15 protein-coding genes are annotated in these 15,012 nt (G+C 54.8%); 3 read left to right on the top strand and 12 right to left on the bottom strand.

What is annotated here, in order from left to right:
* Positions 1-2: 2 nt before the first annotated feature.
* From PJU73_RS06745 to PJU73_RS06735, 3 genes are all read right to left on the bottom strand, one after another.
* Positions 3-305 (bottom strand): cell division protein ZapA, encoded by a 303-nt coding sequence (locus PJU73_RS06745; RefSeq protein WP_237091303.1) that lies wholly within the window; start codon positions 303-305, stop codon positions 3-5.
* Positions 302-640, bottom strand: a complete 339-nt coding sequence (locus tag PJU73_RS06740) for a hypothetical protein (RefSeq protein ID WP_237091304.1) — start codon at positions 638-640, stop codon at positions 302-304. Before PJU73_RS06740 ends, PJU73_RS06745 begins: the two co-directional genes overlap by 4 nt.
* A gap of 182 nt (positions 641-822) precedes the next feature.
* Entirely contained in the window at positions 823-1,812 is a 990-nt protein-coding gene (locus tag PJU73_RS06735) for an NAD(P)H-dependent glycerol-3-phosphate dehydrogenase (RefSeq protein WP_237091306.1), read from the bottom strand.
* Between the two features lie 266 nt (positions 1,813-2,078).
* On the opposite strand from PJU73_RS06735, the gene PJU73_RS06730 reads away from it, so the two are divergent.
* Complete coding sequence (locus tag PJU73_RS06730; RefSeq protein ID WP_237091307.1) at positions 2,079-3,224, top strand: cytochrome-c peroxidase; 1,146 nt, start codon at positions 2,079-2,081, stop codon at positions 3,222-3,224.
* A 97-nt stretch (positions 3,225-3,321) separates the two neighbouring features.
* Here the strand turns inward: PJU73_RS06730 and PJU73_RS06725 are convergent, their stop codons facing one another.
* From PJU73_RS06725 to PJU73_RS06685, 9 genes are all read right to left on the bottom strand, one after another.
* Positions 3,322-4,011 (bottom strand): M48 family metallopeptidase, encoded by a 690-nt coding sequence (locus PJU73_RS06725; protein ID WP_237091308.1) that lies wholly within the window; start codon positions 4,009-4,011, stop codon positions 3,322-3,324.
* 2 nt (positions 4,012-4,013) lie between these two features.
* Positions 4,014-4,748, bottom strand: a complete 735-nt coding sequence (locus tag PJU73_RS06720; RefSeq protein ID WP_237091309.1) for a lysophospholipid acyltransferase family protein — start codon at positions 4,746-4,748, stop codon at positions 4,014-4,016.
* Positions 4,749-4,873: 125 nt separating this feature from the next.
* Positions 4,874-5,434 (bottom strand): D-glycero-beta-D-manno-heptose 1,7-bisphosphate 7-phosphatase, encoded by a 561-nt coding sequence (gene gmhB / locus PJU73_RS06715; protein WP_237091310.1) that lies wholly within the window; start codon positions 5,432-5,434, stop codon positions 4,874-4,876.
* Between the two features lie 46 nt (positions 5,435-5,480).
* A complete protein-coding gene (locus tag PJU73_RS06710) occupies positions 5,481-6,542 on the bottom strand; it encodes a glycosyltransferase family 4 protein (protein WP_237091311.1) in 1,062 nt (353 codons plus the stop codon).
* The gene (locus tag PJU73_RS06705; protein ID WP_237091312.1) at positions 6,539-7,030 is read right to left on the bottom strand and encodes a DUF7832 domain-containing protein; all 492 of its coding nucleotides are present in this window, start codon (positions 7,028-7,030) and stop codon (positions 6,539-6,541) included. The genes PJU73_RS06710 and PJU73_RS06705 overlap by 4 nt, the downstream gene beginning before the upstream one ends.
* A gap of 74 nt (positions 7,031-7,104) precedes the next feature.
* Positions 7,105-8,346, bottom strand: coding sequence for an aromatic amino acid transporter (locus PJU73_RS06700; protein ID WP_237091313.1), 1,242 nt, complete (start codon positions 8,344-8,346; stop codon positions 7,105-7,107).
* Positions 8,347-8,546: 200 nt separating this feature from the next.
* A complete protein-coding gene (ileS, locus tag PJU73_RS06695; RefSeq protein ID WP_237091314.1) occupies positions 8,547-11,336 on the bottom strand; it encodes an isoleucine--tRNA ligase in 2,790 nt (929 codons plus the stop codon).
* A gap of 128 nt (positions 11,337-11,464) precedes the next feature.
* Complete coding sequence (gene ribF, locus PJU73_RS06690) at positions 11,465-12,391, bottom strand: bifunctional riboflavin kinase/FAD synthetase (protein WP_237091315.1); 927 nt, start codon at positions 12,389-12,391, stop codon at positions 11,465-11,467.
* 126 nt (positions 12,392-12,517) lie between these two features.
* On the bottom strand, positions 12,518-12,907 hold the full coding sequence (locus tag PJU73_RS06685; protein WP_237091316.1) for a hypothetical protein: 390 nt from the start codon (positions 12,905-12,907) through the stop codon (positions 12,518-12,520).
* Between the two features lie 385 nt (positions 12,908-13,292).
* Between PJU73_RS06685 and PJU73_RS06680 the strand changes: the two genes are divergently transcribed.
* Both PJU73_RS06680 and PJU73_RS06675 read left to right on the top strand, forming a co-directional pair.
* Positions 13,293-14,153, top strand: coding sequence for a YoaK family protein (locus PJU73_RS06680; protein ID WP_237091317.1), 861 nt, complete (start codon positions 13,293-13,295; stop codon positions 14,151-14,153).
* Between the two features lie 158 nt (positions 14,154-14,311).
* Positions 14,312-14,989 carry a YiaD family glycine zipper/OmpA-like lipoprotein gene (locus PJU73_RS06675; protein WP_237091338.1) on the top strand — a complete coding sequence of 226 codons (678 nt, stop codon included), beginning with the start codon at positions 14,312-14,314 and terminating at the stop codon, positions 14,987-14,989.
* Positions 14,990-15,012 lie beyond the last annotated feature (23 nt).

Raw genomic sequence — 15,012 nt, 5'->3', positions numbered from 1 at the left:
GGTCAGTTTTGGTTGAGCCGTGCCAGCGCTTTGTCGCAGGCTGCGGTCATGTCGGTTATTTTACGCTCAAATTCGCCGATTGCCAAATCATCTTTCAGGCTCATTTTCAAAAGGTCGTGGACGACGTTGAGGGCGGCCATGATGATGATGCGGTCGCTGCCGACGATTCGGCCGCTCTCTTTAATTGCCTGACTTTTTTTGTTTAGCATATCAACAGCTTGCAGCAGGGTGGCTTTTTCTTCGCTCGGGGTGTTGATGGTCAGGACGGTATTCATGATTTCCAGGCTGACTTGTTCGGTACTCATGCGTTTTCCTTATCGGTCGGTTGTTCTGCCGGAAGGCGTGCCATCAGTTGGCGGATTTTTTCGGCACTTTGTTCCAAGGCGCTGCGGTAGCGGGCGTTTTCTTCGGTGAGGCGGTCAAACTTGCCCTGCAGGTCTTCTTTGAGTTTGCCGACTTGTACCAGCAGCGCTTCGCTCAATTCGCTGACGGCGGTTTCGTGTTCCTGTTTTTGTTGCGCCTGTTCGGTGTGCAGGCGTTGGATTTCTTCCAGCAGGCGGCGGTTTTCGCCGATCAGGGTTTCAAATTTTTGGGCAAGCTGGTAAACGCTGATTTCTAATTTGTCTAGTGATGGGTTCATGGCCGGTATCTTTGGGAAAATAGGGCGGGTTGTTTGGTTGCTTTGCGAGGGCTGCACTATAAGTGTTTCGCTGCAAGGCTGTCAAATTGCGGCTGAGGCCGCCTGAAAAACGGGTTTTATTTTCGCTAAAACCCGCTTCGCTGATTTTCAGACGGCCTTACTGCTGCGCCGTTTTGGTTGTGTTATTCAAAGCGGGTGTCTCGGTCCATCAGGCGGCTGACGACTTGCGACGGGGTCATTTCCTGACGGATCAGATACAGCAGAGTTTGGGTAATCGGCATGTCGATTTGGTATTTGCAGGCGGTGTTGAACACTTCTTCGATGGTGCTGACCCCTTCGGAAACGTGGCCGATTTCTTTTAAAACCTGATGAAGTTCTTTGCCTTCGGCCAAGCCCAAGCCGACACGGCGGTTGCGGGAAAGTGCGCCGGTGCAGGTCAGAATCAGGTCGCCCATGCCGGCCAAGCCCATCATGGTTTTCGGTTGCGCACCCATGGCAACGGCCAAACGGGTAATTTCTGCCAAGCCTCGGGTAACCAGTGCGGCACGGGCATTCAGGCCGTATTCGAGGCCGTCTGAAAGGCCGGTGGCAATCGCCATCACGTTTTTGACTGCGCCGCCGACGGCAACGCCAATCACGTCGTTGCTGCCGTAGAGCCGCATCACATGGCTGTTTAAGGCGGGAACGAGGGATTCGATCCATTCTTTGTTTTCGGATGCCAAAACCACGGCGCACGGCAACTGTTTGGCCAATTCCTGCGCAAAGCTCGGGCCGGACAATACGCCGATACATTTGTTGTCCGGCAACACTTCTTTCAATACTTGGAACGTTAAAAGACCGGTGTCCTGTTCGAAGCCTTTGCATGCCGCCAATACCGGAAGATGGCCGGCTTGATGATCTTTGAGCATTTCGGCGCTGTTGCGCAGGCCGGCAACCGAGGTAACAACCAATACCAGTTCCGAATCATGCAGCGCATCACCCAAATCGCTGTGGGCGGTCAGCGTGTCGGGAAAGGCGAAACCGGGTAGGGCGTGTTTGTTTTCACGGTCGTCCTGCAAGGCTTTAATGTGTTGCGGATTGCGCGCCCACAGGGCAACACGGTGGCCGTGGCGGGCAAAGTGAAGCGCCAGCGCAGTCCCCCAAGAACCTGCGCCCATTACGGTAATGTTCATGTCTATCGTTCCAGAAAATAATTGTGCCTAACTTTAAAACAATCATTGCAGCGGTGCAAGTAATAAGCCGTAATTTATTGATTTCGGTTTATTTAAAAAAACATGTCGGAAAACAGGCTATCAGTAAAATAGCAAAAACCTATGGCGGGTGAAAACTTGATTTATCACAAAAGCCGTCTGAAATTTCTTTTCTATACTTTACATAAACTAAAAACACCGGCTGCCGCAACGCAGCTGCCGTAAAAACCAAAATAAGGAACACCTCCATGAAATATCCGATTTTCAGCAAACTCGGCTTATCATTCGCAGTGGCCGCAGCGCTCGCAGCCTGTGGCGACAAAGCTGCCGAACCGGTAGAAAAACCGGCCGAAGCCGCTTCCGCCGTGGAAGCCGCTGCACCGGCATCGGTTCAAAATGCGCCACAGGAAGAGCAAGAGCTGCTCAAACGGGCGCAAGGCATCTTCAAACCGCTGCCGAGCGATGAAGATATGCAGAAAATCCGTCCATTTACCGCCGAACAAGTCAAACTCGGCCACCAATTATGGTTTGAACCGCGCTTGTCCAAAGGCAATACCGTAAGCTGCAACTCCTGCCACAACTTAGCCACTTCCGGCGTGGACAATCTGCCGACCAGCCCTGGCCACAAAGGCGGTTTCGGCGGCCGCAACTCACCGACTGCGCTGAATGCCGCCACATTAGAAATGCAGTTCTGGGACGGCCGTGCCAAAGACGTGGAAGAACAGGCCGGCGGCCCGCTGCTGAACCCGATTGAAATGGCCAATGCCAGCGAAGAAGCCGTAGTGGAAAAAATCTCCGCCATTCCGGAATACCAAGAACTGTTTAAAACAGCCTTCCCTGAAGGCGGCATATCGTTCAAAAACATCACCAACGCCATCGCTGCGTTTGAACGCACATTGCTGACCCCGACCAAATGGGACGCTTACCTCAAAGGCGACATCAATGCCCTGAACGAGCAAGAACGCAAAGGCGTGCGGGCCTTTATGGATAACGGCTGTATTGCCTGCCACAACGGTGTCGGCCTCGGCGGCAATTCCTTCCAAAAATTCGGCTTGGTACAAGGCCCGTACTGGAAATTTATCGAAGACCCGAAACACGACAAAGGCCGTGCCGACGTGAGCAAAAACGCAGCGGACGAATTCTTCTTCCGTGTACCGGGCTTGCGCAACGTGGCCAAAACCTATCCGTATTTCCACAACGGTAGCGTTTGGGAATTGGATAAAGCCGTGAAAATCATGGGTCAAGCACAACTGGGCAAAGAATTGCCGCAGGAAGACGTGGACAACATCGTTGCCTTCCTGAACACCCTGTCCGGCTCAGTTCCCGAAGCAGCCCGCATTCTGCCCGAACTGCCGCTGACCGCTCCGACCACCACCAAACCGGACAACAAATAATCTTGTTCTGAAGCCGTTTTCGTAAGTGGAAACGGTTGCAGATATGGTAAAACAGGCCGTCTGAAAATCGATAATCGGTTTTCAGACGGCTTTGGTTTTATTTGTCCAACGCAAATAATGCATTCCCGTGCTGTTTCAGCCAGCGTTTGGCGGCTTCGGTGTGCGGGGTGTGGCGGTTGACCAATGCCCAGAAACGGGGGCTGTGGTCGGGGTGGGGTAAGTGGCACAGTTCGTGTATGCACACGTAGTCGGCAACGAATTCGGGAGCGCCGATCAGCCGCCAGTTGAGGCGGATTCCGCTGTTGCGGCGGCATACGCCCCAAAAGGTTTTGGCGTTGCTGAGGGCGGTGGCGGCGGGGTGGAGCTGCAGTGTTGCGGCGTGGCGGGCGAGGCGGGGCAACAGGTAGTCGGAGGCTTGGTCGATAAGAAAGCGGCGCAGTTGTTCTTTTTGTTGCGGCCAGTCTTGCGGCGGTAACAGGATTTCAGACGGCGTTTGGAGAATGGTGTTGCCGCTGTGTTCCGCCACATTCAGGGCTATGCCGTGAAACCAGATGTGGCTGGGGCGGGTGTCGCTGCGTTCTTGCGGTGTTTTCGCCAGCGTTTTGAGCAGCAGGGCTTCGTTGTCGGCGAGCCATTTTTTGAATGCGGCATCGCTGAGAAACGGCGGTATATTGATGCTGATACTGTGGCGGTCGAGCGGCCGCAGTATCAGGTTTTTTCTGGCGCTGCGTTTGAATTGGATGCTGATGGTGCGGCCGTCGGCAAGTGTGTGCTGGAACAGGGGCATTTTCAGACGGCCTGTTTGGGGGCAAACGGGCCTTGTCCGGTGATTTCGGCTTGGCGTGCTTCAATCCAGTGTTCGCATTGCGCCATTAATTCGGCTTCGCTGCCGCTGTGGTGGGCAATCGGTTTGCCGATAACCACGCTGATGGTGCCGGGATATTTCAGAAATGAGTTTTTCGGCCAAAATTCGCCGCTGTTGAGGGCGACAGGTACGATGTCCATTTCAAACATTTTTGCCATGCGTGCGCCGCCGAGCTTGTATTTGCCGTGCGTGCCGGGCGGATGGCGGGTGCCTTCGGGGAAAATGGTAATCCAAAAGCCTTCGTTTTTGCGTGCCAAGCCCTGTTTGAGCAGCTGCTCGTTGGCTTCGCGGCGGTTGTTGCGGTCGATGCCGATGGTTTTCACCAGTTTCAACCCCCAGCCGAAAAAGGGGATTTTAAATAATTCTTTTTTGGCAACATAGACTTGCGGCGGAAAAATTTCCTGCAGCGCCAGCGTTTCCCAGCCGCTTTGGTGTTTGGCGCAAATAACGGCGGGGGCGGCGGGGATATTTTCAGCGCCGGTAACACTGTATTTCAGCCCGATAATGTGTTTGAGCGAGGCGTTGAGAATGCGTACCCACAGCAGCGCCACGGGGTGTGCGCCAACGGGCAACAGTGCGCCGAGCAGCATAAAGGGGAACAGGGTAATCAGGCTGATGGTGAGAATCAGCCAGTAAATTAGGTTTCTAATCAGTAACATAATGTTTTAATATTTGATAGGCCGTCTGAAAAATGGGGTTGGCGGGCGGAAACGGTATTCTGTTTTAGCTTCGCAGAAACTCGCTTTACTCGTTTTAGCTTCGCAGAAACTCATTTCATTCGTTTTCAGACGGCTTCGCTGTGGTCGGTTTGGGTAAGATAATTGGCAAATGCCAGCAAATCGTCAAAAATCTGCGTATTTTCCGGTAGTTCGTGTTCTTTTTCCGACAAGGTTTTTTTGCCTTTTCCGGTGAGTACCAGCGCCGCTTTGCCGCCAACTGCGTCAATCGCCTGCAAATCCCGCAGACTGTCGCCGACCAGCCAGGTTTGTTCGGGGTCGGCTTTGAAGCGTTCGATAATGTCCTGAATCATGCCCGGTGCCGGTTTGCGGCATCGGCAATGGTCGTCTGCTAAATGCGGGCAAAACCAGATGCCGTCAATCACACCGCCGGCCTGCACGATCAAACGGTGCATTTTGGCGTGCATTTCGGTTAAATCCTGAATGGTAAAGTATTTGCGGCCGATGCCGGATTGGTTGGTCGCCACGGCAACGGTGTAGCCCGCTTCGGTCAGAAAGGCGATGGCATCCATGCTGCCTTCGAGCGGAATCCACTCGTCAGCGGATTTGACAAAATCGTCTCGGTCTTGATTAATCACGCCGTCTCGGTCGAGAATGATGAGTTTCATGGTATTTGGGTGGTTTGTGGTTTGATAACGGGGTTTTCAGACGGCTTCAGCGGCATTCTGCCAACATCGCCTGCGTTTGGCGGATATGGTGTGCCAAATCCGGCCGGTAATCCAATGCCGACATCGGGTCGGTTATTTTATGGCGGCCGCTCTGTTTGAGCGTAACCGCCTGTGCTACGGCTTGTGCCAAGGTTGCGGGATTTTGGCGGGAAAAGAAAAAGCCGGCATGGCTGTTTAATACTTCGCTGCATGCCATATTGTCGGCCAATACGACCCGTGTGCCGCACAAAACCGATTCTACGCCGACCAAACCGAATGGCTCGTAAAGTGAGGCCATGATGGTGAAGTCGGCGGCTCGGTAGAGTTCGGGCATATTGTTGCAGAAGCCCAAACCGATGACGTTTTTCATCGGGCGGGGGAGTGGCGAACCGGCAACTGCCAGTTTGACCGGTAAATCGGTTTGCTCGAAAAAGGCGGCGAGCAAATCCAAGCCTTTGCGTTTGTGGCCTGTCGAGGGAAATAGAAATACGGTTTCGTGGTCTTGAAAACCGTAGCGTTGCCGTGTGTGGCGGATTTCGGTTTCGTCTGCTGCCGGTCGGAAACGTGCGGTGTCTGCAGGCGGGTGGACGACACGGATTTTGTCGGGCGAAATGCCGTAAAGTTCGATCAGTTCCCGTTTCATTAAGTGTGAATGTGCCATAATCAGGCGGGCGCTGGCGTAGTTGCTGCGGTTGCGGTGTATGGCGAGGCGGTCGATTAAATTGGCGGATTGACCCATGGCGGCAAGATAGCCTAAGTGTGTGCCGCCGCAGATGAAAATATCGGCGTGATCGCTTTGGTTGCAGGCAATCAGCGGAATGTTTCTGCCTTTTCTGGCTTTCTCAAGCTGCTTGCTGAACCAAAACGGCCGCAGTTTTTTCGGAATGTGTTTTTGACGGATCAGCTGCGTGGCGGTTTGGGCGTATTCCGGCACGCTGCTGTCGATGTAGGCGGCGAATACGGTGATGTCGGCAATGTCGGAAAATCCGCGTACTAAATCAAAGGTGTAGCTTTCCATGCCGCCGCCGGGGCGGAAGCGGTTGACGCAGATGTCGAGAGGCGTTTTCATAATGTGTCGTTGCCGGTTTGGGCGGGCTGTTTGATGGGGGAATCTGGTTTTAGGCTGTTTTGCCAGCGGGTAAAGGCCGTCTGAAAAACGGGGGCAAGTTTAGCATAGTTTTCGGCGTTGTCGGCAACGTGGTACAGCCCGCCGAGCGACGGGGTGTCGAGGGTGCGGATGTAATCTTCCATAAAGCTGCCGTAACCGTCTTCTTCGTCGTCGTAATAAAATTCGGTGAAGCGGCGGCCTGATTCGTTGAAGTCGTCGGGCGTGAGTGCGCCGTCCATGTGTTTGAGCAGGAAAGCGGCACCGCTGATGGTGCCGGACTGCATGGCGGCGAAGTCGGCGGCGGTTTCGGGGGTGTTTTGCCACACGGGATTGTGCAGGCCTTGACTGGCTGCCCAGCGCCAATACATGCCGATATGGGTGGCGGCGTGTTCGGGCGGTAGGTCGGCGGGGTAGTCTTCGTCGGTGTGGAAGCGGATATGGTCGTACATGGCGGTGTCCAAAGGTGTTGTTGGGACGGCGGAAATATTTTCCGCCGTCTTTTCCGCATCAGGCCGTCTGAAAATCAGCCTTTGAATACGGGAACCAGTTCGAGCTGGCTGAGGATTTGGGCGGCGATATTGACGATGCCGAACAGGAACACCCAAATCATCAGTGCCACGCCGCCTTGAACTTGGTAGCTGCGGCCTGCGCCGAATTTTTGTCTGGCACGGTAGAGCAGCATTGCGGGAATCAGTGCTGTCCAGATGGTGGCGGCCAAACCGACGTAGCCGATGGCGGTAACGAAGCCAGTCGGGAACAGCAGACAGCAGATCAGCGGCGGCAAGAAGGTTAGGGCGGCGGTTTTGCTGCGGCCGACGGCGCTGTCGTTCCATTTGAAAATATCGGCAATGTAGTCGAACAGACCCAAGGTTACGCCGAGGAACGAGGTGGCAATCGCCATATAGGCGAAGAAGGATAAAATCAAATCCATGCTGCCGGTCGGCACGAACTGCGACAGGGTTTCAATTAAAACCGATACTTTGCCTTCGGCGGCAATCACCGGCGCAAACGCATAGCGGGGTAGGTTGCCGTGAATCGAGAGCTGCCACAAGATATAAATCACCAACGCAATCAGCGTACCGGCTTTCAGGGCTTTGGCGACTTTTGGGGCATCGCCCCGAAAGTATTTCAACAGGCTGGATACGTTGCCGTGAAAGCCGAACGAAGCGAGACAGACGGGGAGTGCAGTGGCGGCGTAAATCCAGTAATGTGTGTCTGCGGGTGCGGCGCTGTCGAGCAGAACCGGTAGTTTGACATGGGTCATCAGCCCGCCTGTTGCCCAGAAAAAAGTAATCACCATGCCGCCGATTAAGACGCTGGTCAGGCGGTCCACCAAACGGGTAGAGAGCCACACGCAAAACGCCAAAATGCCGAAAAACACCAACTGGCCAACCGGAAGCGCCACGTCTTGTCCGCTCAAACTGCCCAAGCCTTGCGCCGTCAAATCGCCGCCGACAAAGATATAGGCATAAGTCAGCAGGTAGAGGACGAATGCGACTGCCAAGCCGTTGATAATGTTTAAAGTGTTGCCGAGCAAGTCTTTGACCATGGTGTCAAAACTGGCTCCGTGCGGATAATGGGTATTGACTTCCAGAATCATCAGCCCGCTGGAGAGCATGGAAAACCAAGTGTAGAGCAGCACCAGCAGCGAGCCGGTGAACCATACGCCTGAAGTGGCGGTGGGGTTGGCGAGCATACCGGCACCGATAATCGTACCGGCGATAATCATCGAGCCGCCAAACAGCGACGGGGTTTTGGTGGACATTTTCAGACGGCCTCTATTGTGTATTAAAATTTGTTAAGGCACATTATAGTGTAATTTCCGATAAAGTACTATGGCATTGATTTGCCGTTTGGAGATGCCGTGAAACAGGGTTGTTTCACGATAGAAACAATAGAAACAGGCCGTCTGAAAATCGATTTTCAGACGGCCTGTGGTTTATTGCTGAAGCGGGTTAGGCGTTATCAGGCGTAATGGCGTTCTTCGCCTTTGCCTTCGACGTTGTCTGCACAGCGTTTGCAGATGGTTTCATGGCCTGCGACGGTGCCGACATCGTCGGTGTAGTGCCAGCAGCGTTCGCATTTTTTGCCGGTGCTGGCTTTGGCGCTGACGGTCAGTTCGCTGCCTTTGGTCAGTTCGGCTTTGGATACCAGCAGGGCGAAACGCAGTTCGCTGCCGAGGGTTTCCAGTGCCTGATACACGTCTTCGGGGGCGGTGATGGCCACTTCGGCCTGCAGCGACGAGCCGACGGTTTTGTCGCTGCGCAGCGGTTCGATGGCGGCGGTAACGGCTTCCCGTACTTGGCGCAGGCGGTTCCATTTTTCCACCAATGCGGCTTCGCTTTTTTCCGGAATGCTTGGGAATTCGTGCCATGTGTGGAAGAGGACGCTGTCTTCTTCGCCGCCGCCGATGATGTCCCATGCTTCTTCGCCGGTGAAACACAATACCGGAGCAATCAGCAATACGAGGCTGCGGGTGATGTGGTACAGTGCTGTTTGGGCGCTGCGGCGGGCGTGGCTGTCGGCCTGTGTGGTGTAGAGGCGGTCTTTCAGAATGTCGAGGTAGAATGCGCCCAAGTCTTCGGAGCAGAAGGCAACAATGTCTTTCACCGCCAGATGGAAGGTGTAGCGGGGGTAGTAGTCGCCTGCTAAGCGTTCTTGCAGACGGCGTGCCAGAATCAGGGCGTAGCGGTCGATTTCGACCATTTGGTCCTGCGGTACGGCGTGTTCGATGGGGTTGAAGTCGCTCAGGTTGGCAAACAGGAAGCTCAGGGTGTTGCGGATGCGGCGGTAGCTTTCGGTTACTCGTTTGAGGATTTCTTTAGACAATGCCAATTCGCCCGAATAGTCGGTGGAGGCGACCCACAGGCGCAGAATGTCGGCGCCGAATTCGTTGTACACTTCCTGCGGGGCAACCACGTTGCCGATGGATTTCGACATTTTGCGGCCGTTTTGATCGACGACGAAACCGTGGGTCAGCAGCTGTTTGTACGGTGCGCGGCCCAAAGAGGAAGCGCAGCCGGTGAGCATGGAGGATTGGAACCAGCCGCGGTGTTGGTCGCTGCCTTCGAGGTAGAGGTCGGCGGGCCATGCCAATTCTTCACGCTGTTTCAACACGGCGTAGTGGGTTGAGCCGGAGTCGAACCAAACGTCCATGGTGTCGGAGAGTTTGTCGTATTGTTCGCAGTCTTCGGCGCTTAAGAGTTCGCTTTTATCGAGTTCGAACCAGGCTTCGATGCCTTTTTTCTCGATGCGCTGGGCGACTTGTTCCAACAGTTCGGCGGAATTCGGGTGCAGCTCGCCGGTTTCTTTGTGGACAAAGAAAGTCATCGGCGTACCCCAGTAGCGTTGGCGGGAAACGACCCAGTCCGGACGGCCTTCAATCATGGCTTCTAAGCGAGCTCGGCCCCAAGACGGGAAAAATTCGGTATCGTCCACCGCTTTCATGGCTTTGTTGCGCAGGGTTTTGCCGTCTGTGCCGGCTTTGTCCATGCCGATAAACCATTGGCCGGTGGCACGGTAGATCAGCGGGGTTTTGTGCCGCCAGCAGTGGGCGTAGCTGTGTTCCAGCTTGCTGCTTGCCAGCAGGCGGTTTTCTTCCTGCAGCCAGTCGAGAATTACCGGATTGGCATCCCACACGGTCATGCCGGCAACACGGGGAACTTCGGCGGTGTAGCGGCCTTCGGCATTGACCGGATTATAGAGTTCGATGCCGTATTTGTTGCAGACGAAATAGTCTTCCAAGCCGTGCGCCGGTGCGGTATGTACCAAGCCGGTACCGGCATCGGTGGTAACGTGTTCGCCGTTGAGCAGCGGAATATCACGCTCGATAAACGGGTGGTTGAGATGCAGGTTTTCCAGCTTGTCGCCGGTGGTTTCCGCCAACACGGCAAGGCCGTCTGAAAACTGATAGCGTTTGAGCGCATCTTCGGCCAAATCTTTTGCCAGCACCAGCTTGCCTTTCGGCGTATCGATCAGTTGGTACACCACATCGGCACCGGCGGAAATCGCTTGACTGGCGGGCAAAGTCCACGGCGTGGTTGTCCAAATCACGGCAAAGGCTTCGCCGTCAATGTTGTCCAAACCGAATGCGGCGGCAAGGGCGGCGTTGTCTTTAAACAGATAGGCCACATCAATCGCAGGCGAGATTTTGTCTTTATATTCGACTTCGGCTTCCGCCAGAGACGAGCCGCAGTCCAAGCAGAATTGAACCGGTTTGGCACCTCGGTAGAGATAGCCCGATTGGTAGATTTCGCCCAAAGTACGCACCGTGTCGGCTTCGGTTTTAAAATCCATGGTCAGATAAGGGTTGTCCCAGTCGCCCAATACGCCCAAGCGGATAAAGTCTTTTTTCTGGCGGGCAATCTGTTCGGCGGCGTATTCCCGGCAGAGTTCCCGGAAACGGGCTTTGGGCATATCTTTACCGTGCAGCTTTTCCACCATCACTTCAATCGGCAGGCCGTGGCAGTCCCAGCCCGGAACGTAGGGCGCATCAAAACCGGCTTGGGTTTTGCTGCGGATAATGATGTCTTTCAGGATTTTATTGACGGCATGGCCGGTGTGGATATCGCCGTTGGCATACGGCGGGCCGTCGTGAAGAATGAATTTCGGGCGGCCTTTGGCGATTTGGCGCAGTTTTTGATAACGTTTTTGTTCATACCAGCTTTTCAGCCATGCAGGTTCACGCTTGGCCAGATTGCCCCGCATCGGGAACGGGCTTTCAAGCAGGTTTACGGTTTTACTGTAATCGGTCATTTCGGTATCTCGGTGGGATTTGTTGTGGTTTGCCGCAACGGTTTTGGCTTCGCAGAAACCGTTGCGGGATAAAAAATCGGAAAACTTATTGTATCGGAATTGTCGGTTTTTTATAAGGGGTAAAACGATTAAGGCAGCCACGCACGGGCGGCGGCGATGTCTTGCCGGATTTGTTCCTTCAAATCGTCCAAACTGTCGAACTTGGCTTCGTCCCGCAGCTTGTGCAGAAAACGGATATTCAGACGGCAGCCGTAGAGATTGCCGTCAAAGTCGAACAAATGCACTTCCAGCTTTTGCCGGTTGCTGCTGCTGACGGTCGGATTCAGCCCGAAACTCGCCACCCCCCGGCGGGTGCCGAATGCCCCGTCCGCCTCAATCACAAACACGCCGCTGAGCGGATAATGGTGCGGCGGCAGCTGGATATTGGCGGTGGGCGCATTGATGGTGCGGCCGAGTTTTTTACCGTGGCGCACTTTGCCGCTTAAAACATAATCGTGTCCCGACAGCTTGCGGGCATACGGCAGCAGGCCGTCTGAAAGTGCCTGACGCACGGCGGTGCTGCTGGTGCGGATGTCGTCCACAATCACCGAAGGCGTGCGCTCGGTCTGCATATCCGGACACGCCGCCAACATCTCGAAACAGCCTTCCCGCCCCGAGCCGAAACGGAAATCGTCGCCAATCAGCAGATAGCGGGTATTGAGCCGTTGCCGCAGCAGCCGGTCGATAAAGTCCTGCGCACTCATGGCGGCAAAGCGGCGGTTGAAACGCAGCACCCACACCGCATCAACGCAGCCGGTTTGCGCCAGCAGTTCCAGCTTGGTACGCAGCGGCGAAATGCGGTAAGGCTGCGGCAGAGCGTTTTGTTTGGCAAAAAATTCCTTGGGCTGCGGCTCGAATACCACAACCACCACCGGCAGCCCCAATTCGTCCGCCTTGCGTTTGAGTTGTTGCAGAATATGCTGATGGCCGAGATGAACGCCGTCGAAATTGCCGATGGTTACGGCAGAGCCTTGCAAAAAGTCAGGCACACGGCGCTGACCGAACCAGATTTTCATGGTAGTGTGTGTCGTTATCAATCAGGGGGCTTATTGTAAACGGAATTCGGGCGGCGATACAGTGGGCGGACTTGATTTGTTGCCAAGATGGCAAAAGCCGTCTGAAAAACGGCTTTTCAGACGGCCTCACCACCAAAGCGGACGGCGGAACGGATAATAATAATCGTCCCAATAATCCCGACGGTAGCGGATTTCCCGCAGCTGCTGCTGGGAAATATAGTTTTGCCATGCCATTTGATAGCAGGCTTTAAACAGCGGATCGTTGGTTTTATCGATATAACGCAGGCGGAAGGCTTGGTCGGTTTCGCTCAACGGCGCAGCCTGCTCGCTCAACTCAAACTGGCGGCGCATCAATAAAGCCGTCTCTTGATCGCACTGAGCCGCCAATGCCAGCTGCAGATTTTGTTCGTAACGTTTTTGCGTCGCCGCACGCTGGGCAAGCTGTTCGGGCGTGGCGGCGCAGGCGGCAAGCAGCAGCGCAGCGGCAGCGGGCAGGGCGTAGCGAAGCGTTTTCATTTTTGTTCCTTTCTGATTGGGACGGAAGTCGGGATAATGTACGTCATTTCGGGCAGACGGCGCAAGCGGCGGCAGGCTATAGTGAATTAACCAAAAAATATTACAACCCAAGTGAACCACTCTTTCCCTAACCCCTTCCCACCGGCAGGACGGGAAACGGTGGGTAGCGTGCTTGCCCACGCATGCACGTGTTTTTTAAATTCCACATAAATGCCGTCTGAAAACCGCAGGTTTCGCCAAAACGAGCGTAGCGAGTTTCTGCGAAGCTAAAACTGGGAAAAGGTAGTTTGCGTTGTAATATTTTTAAAGTGAATCCACTATATAATCTAAATATCAAGCATCAAGCGTTTTGCCGGACACAGTATTCAGAGAGAAATATCATTATATGAGCAAACAACATTCCGGGAGCAGGCACGAGCCGAGGCGGGTGTCTTTTTGGCAGGCAGACCGCCCGTATCTGCACGAACAGAATATTTCCGATGCCCGTTTCCGTTTTCTGGGCTACATCATGGCGTTTTTGGCGGGAGCGATTAACGCCGGCGGCTTTTTTGCGCTGGCACGCTACACCTCGCATGTTACCGGCTCGATGTCGCTCTTGGCGGATATGCTGTATTTGGGAGAATGGGGCGTATCGCTGGTGATTTTTATCAGCGTATTGAGTTTTGTGGCAGGCGCAATGCACGCCAGTTGGGTCGTGTTTTGGGCGCAGGCGCAACGTTTTCGGGGCAGTTTCGGCTTTTCATTGTGGCTGGAAGCCGTGTATCTGATGATTTTCGGGCTGTTCGGCGTGTCGGCGCTGCATTGGAAAATCGATTGGGGCGAACTGGTCTTGCCTTCGCTGGCCCTGTTTTTACTGTGTTTCATTATGGGTATGCACAATACCGTGATGACCATGCTTTCGGGCGGTGCCATCCGCTCCACGCACATGACCGGTTCGGCAACCGATTTGGGCATCGAATTGTCCAAAGTGCTGTATTATTCCAAGCAGCACAACCCGAAATTGCGCTATGTCCATGCCAACAAACCGAAAATTAAATTATTGTGCGGCATGATGCTGGCATTTCTGGTCGGCGGCGTGGTCGGCGCATGGGGCTATCAGGCAATCGGCCACCATTTTGCCTTGCCCGTCGCTTCAGTGCTGCTGATTCTGGGCGCAGGCTCGGTCGGCTACGATGTCAAGCTGCGGCTGAAATGGATGTTTCTGAGCCGCTACAAACGCTGGCGTTTGCGCCGGAAACGACGCTGAATGTTAGCGCAGTGAATAACTGTGTAATATCCGGTTAAACCGGCTGCAGCCCGACAATAATGTTGGCTATGATAAGCCCCACAAACCAACGGCAGCCCGCCATCGGCGTTGCCCCCGATTTTCAGACGGCCTTGCCGCCGCACCATAAAGGAAAACACATGAACATCTTGAAACCCCTGACCGTTGCCGTATTGGCCGCCCCTCTCGCACTCGCAGGCTGCGTAACCGACCCCATGACCGGCCAGTCTTCCGCCAGCAAAACCGCCGTTTACAGCCTCGGCGGCGCAGCCGTATGCGGCATTGTCGGCGCACTGACCAACGGCAGCAAAGGCGCACGTAACTCAGCCCTTGCCTGCGGCGCATTGGGTGCAGGCGTAGGCGGCTATATGGACTACCAAGAACAAAAACTGCGCCAAAGTCTGGCCAACACCAACGTAGCCGTTGAACGCCAAGGCAACCAAATCAAACTGGTTATGCCTGAAAGCGTAACCTTCGACACCAACAGCGCCTCACTGAGCGGTGCCGCCCAAAACGCCTTGGCCACCGCCGCCCAAACACTGGTGCAATACCCCGACACCACCCTGACCGTTGCCGGCCACACCGACAACACCGGTTCCGATGCCATCAACGAACCCCTGTCGCAACGCCGCGCCCAAGCCGTTTCCGGCTACCTGCAATCCCGAGGCGTAGCCGCCTACCGCCTGACCTCAGTCGGCCACGGCTCCCGCCAACCGGTGGCTTCCAACGCCACCCCTGAAGGCCGCGCCCAAAACCGCCGCGTAGAAGTATTGATCAACCCCGATCAAAACGCCATCAACGCCGCCCGCCAGCAATAAACAGCAACGCCGGTATTGACCGG

The sequence above is a fragment of the Neisseria lisongii genome (assembly GCF_028463985.1).
GTDB classification, from domain to species: Bacteria; Pseudomonadota; Gammaproteobacteria; order Burkholderiales; family Neisseriaceae; genus Neisseria; species Neisseria lisongii.
The sequence above is the reverse complement of the archived record's forward strand: the minus strand, read 5'-3'. Positions and strand labels throughout refer to the sequence as shown.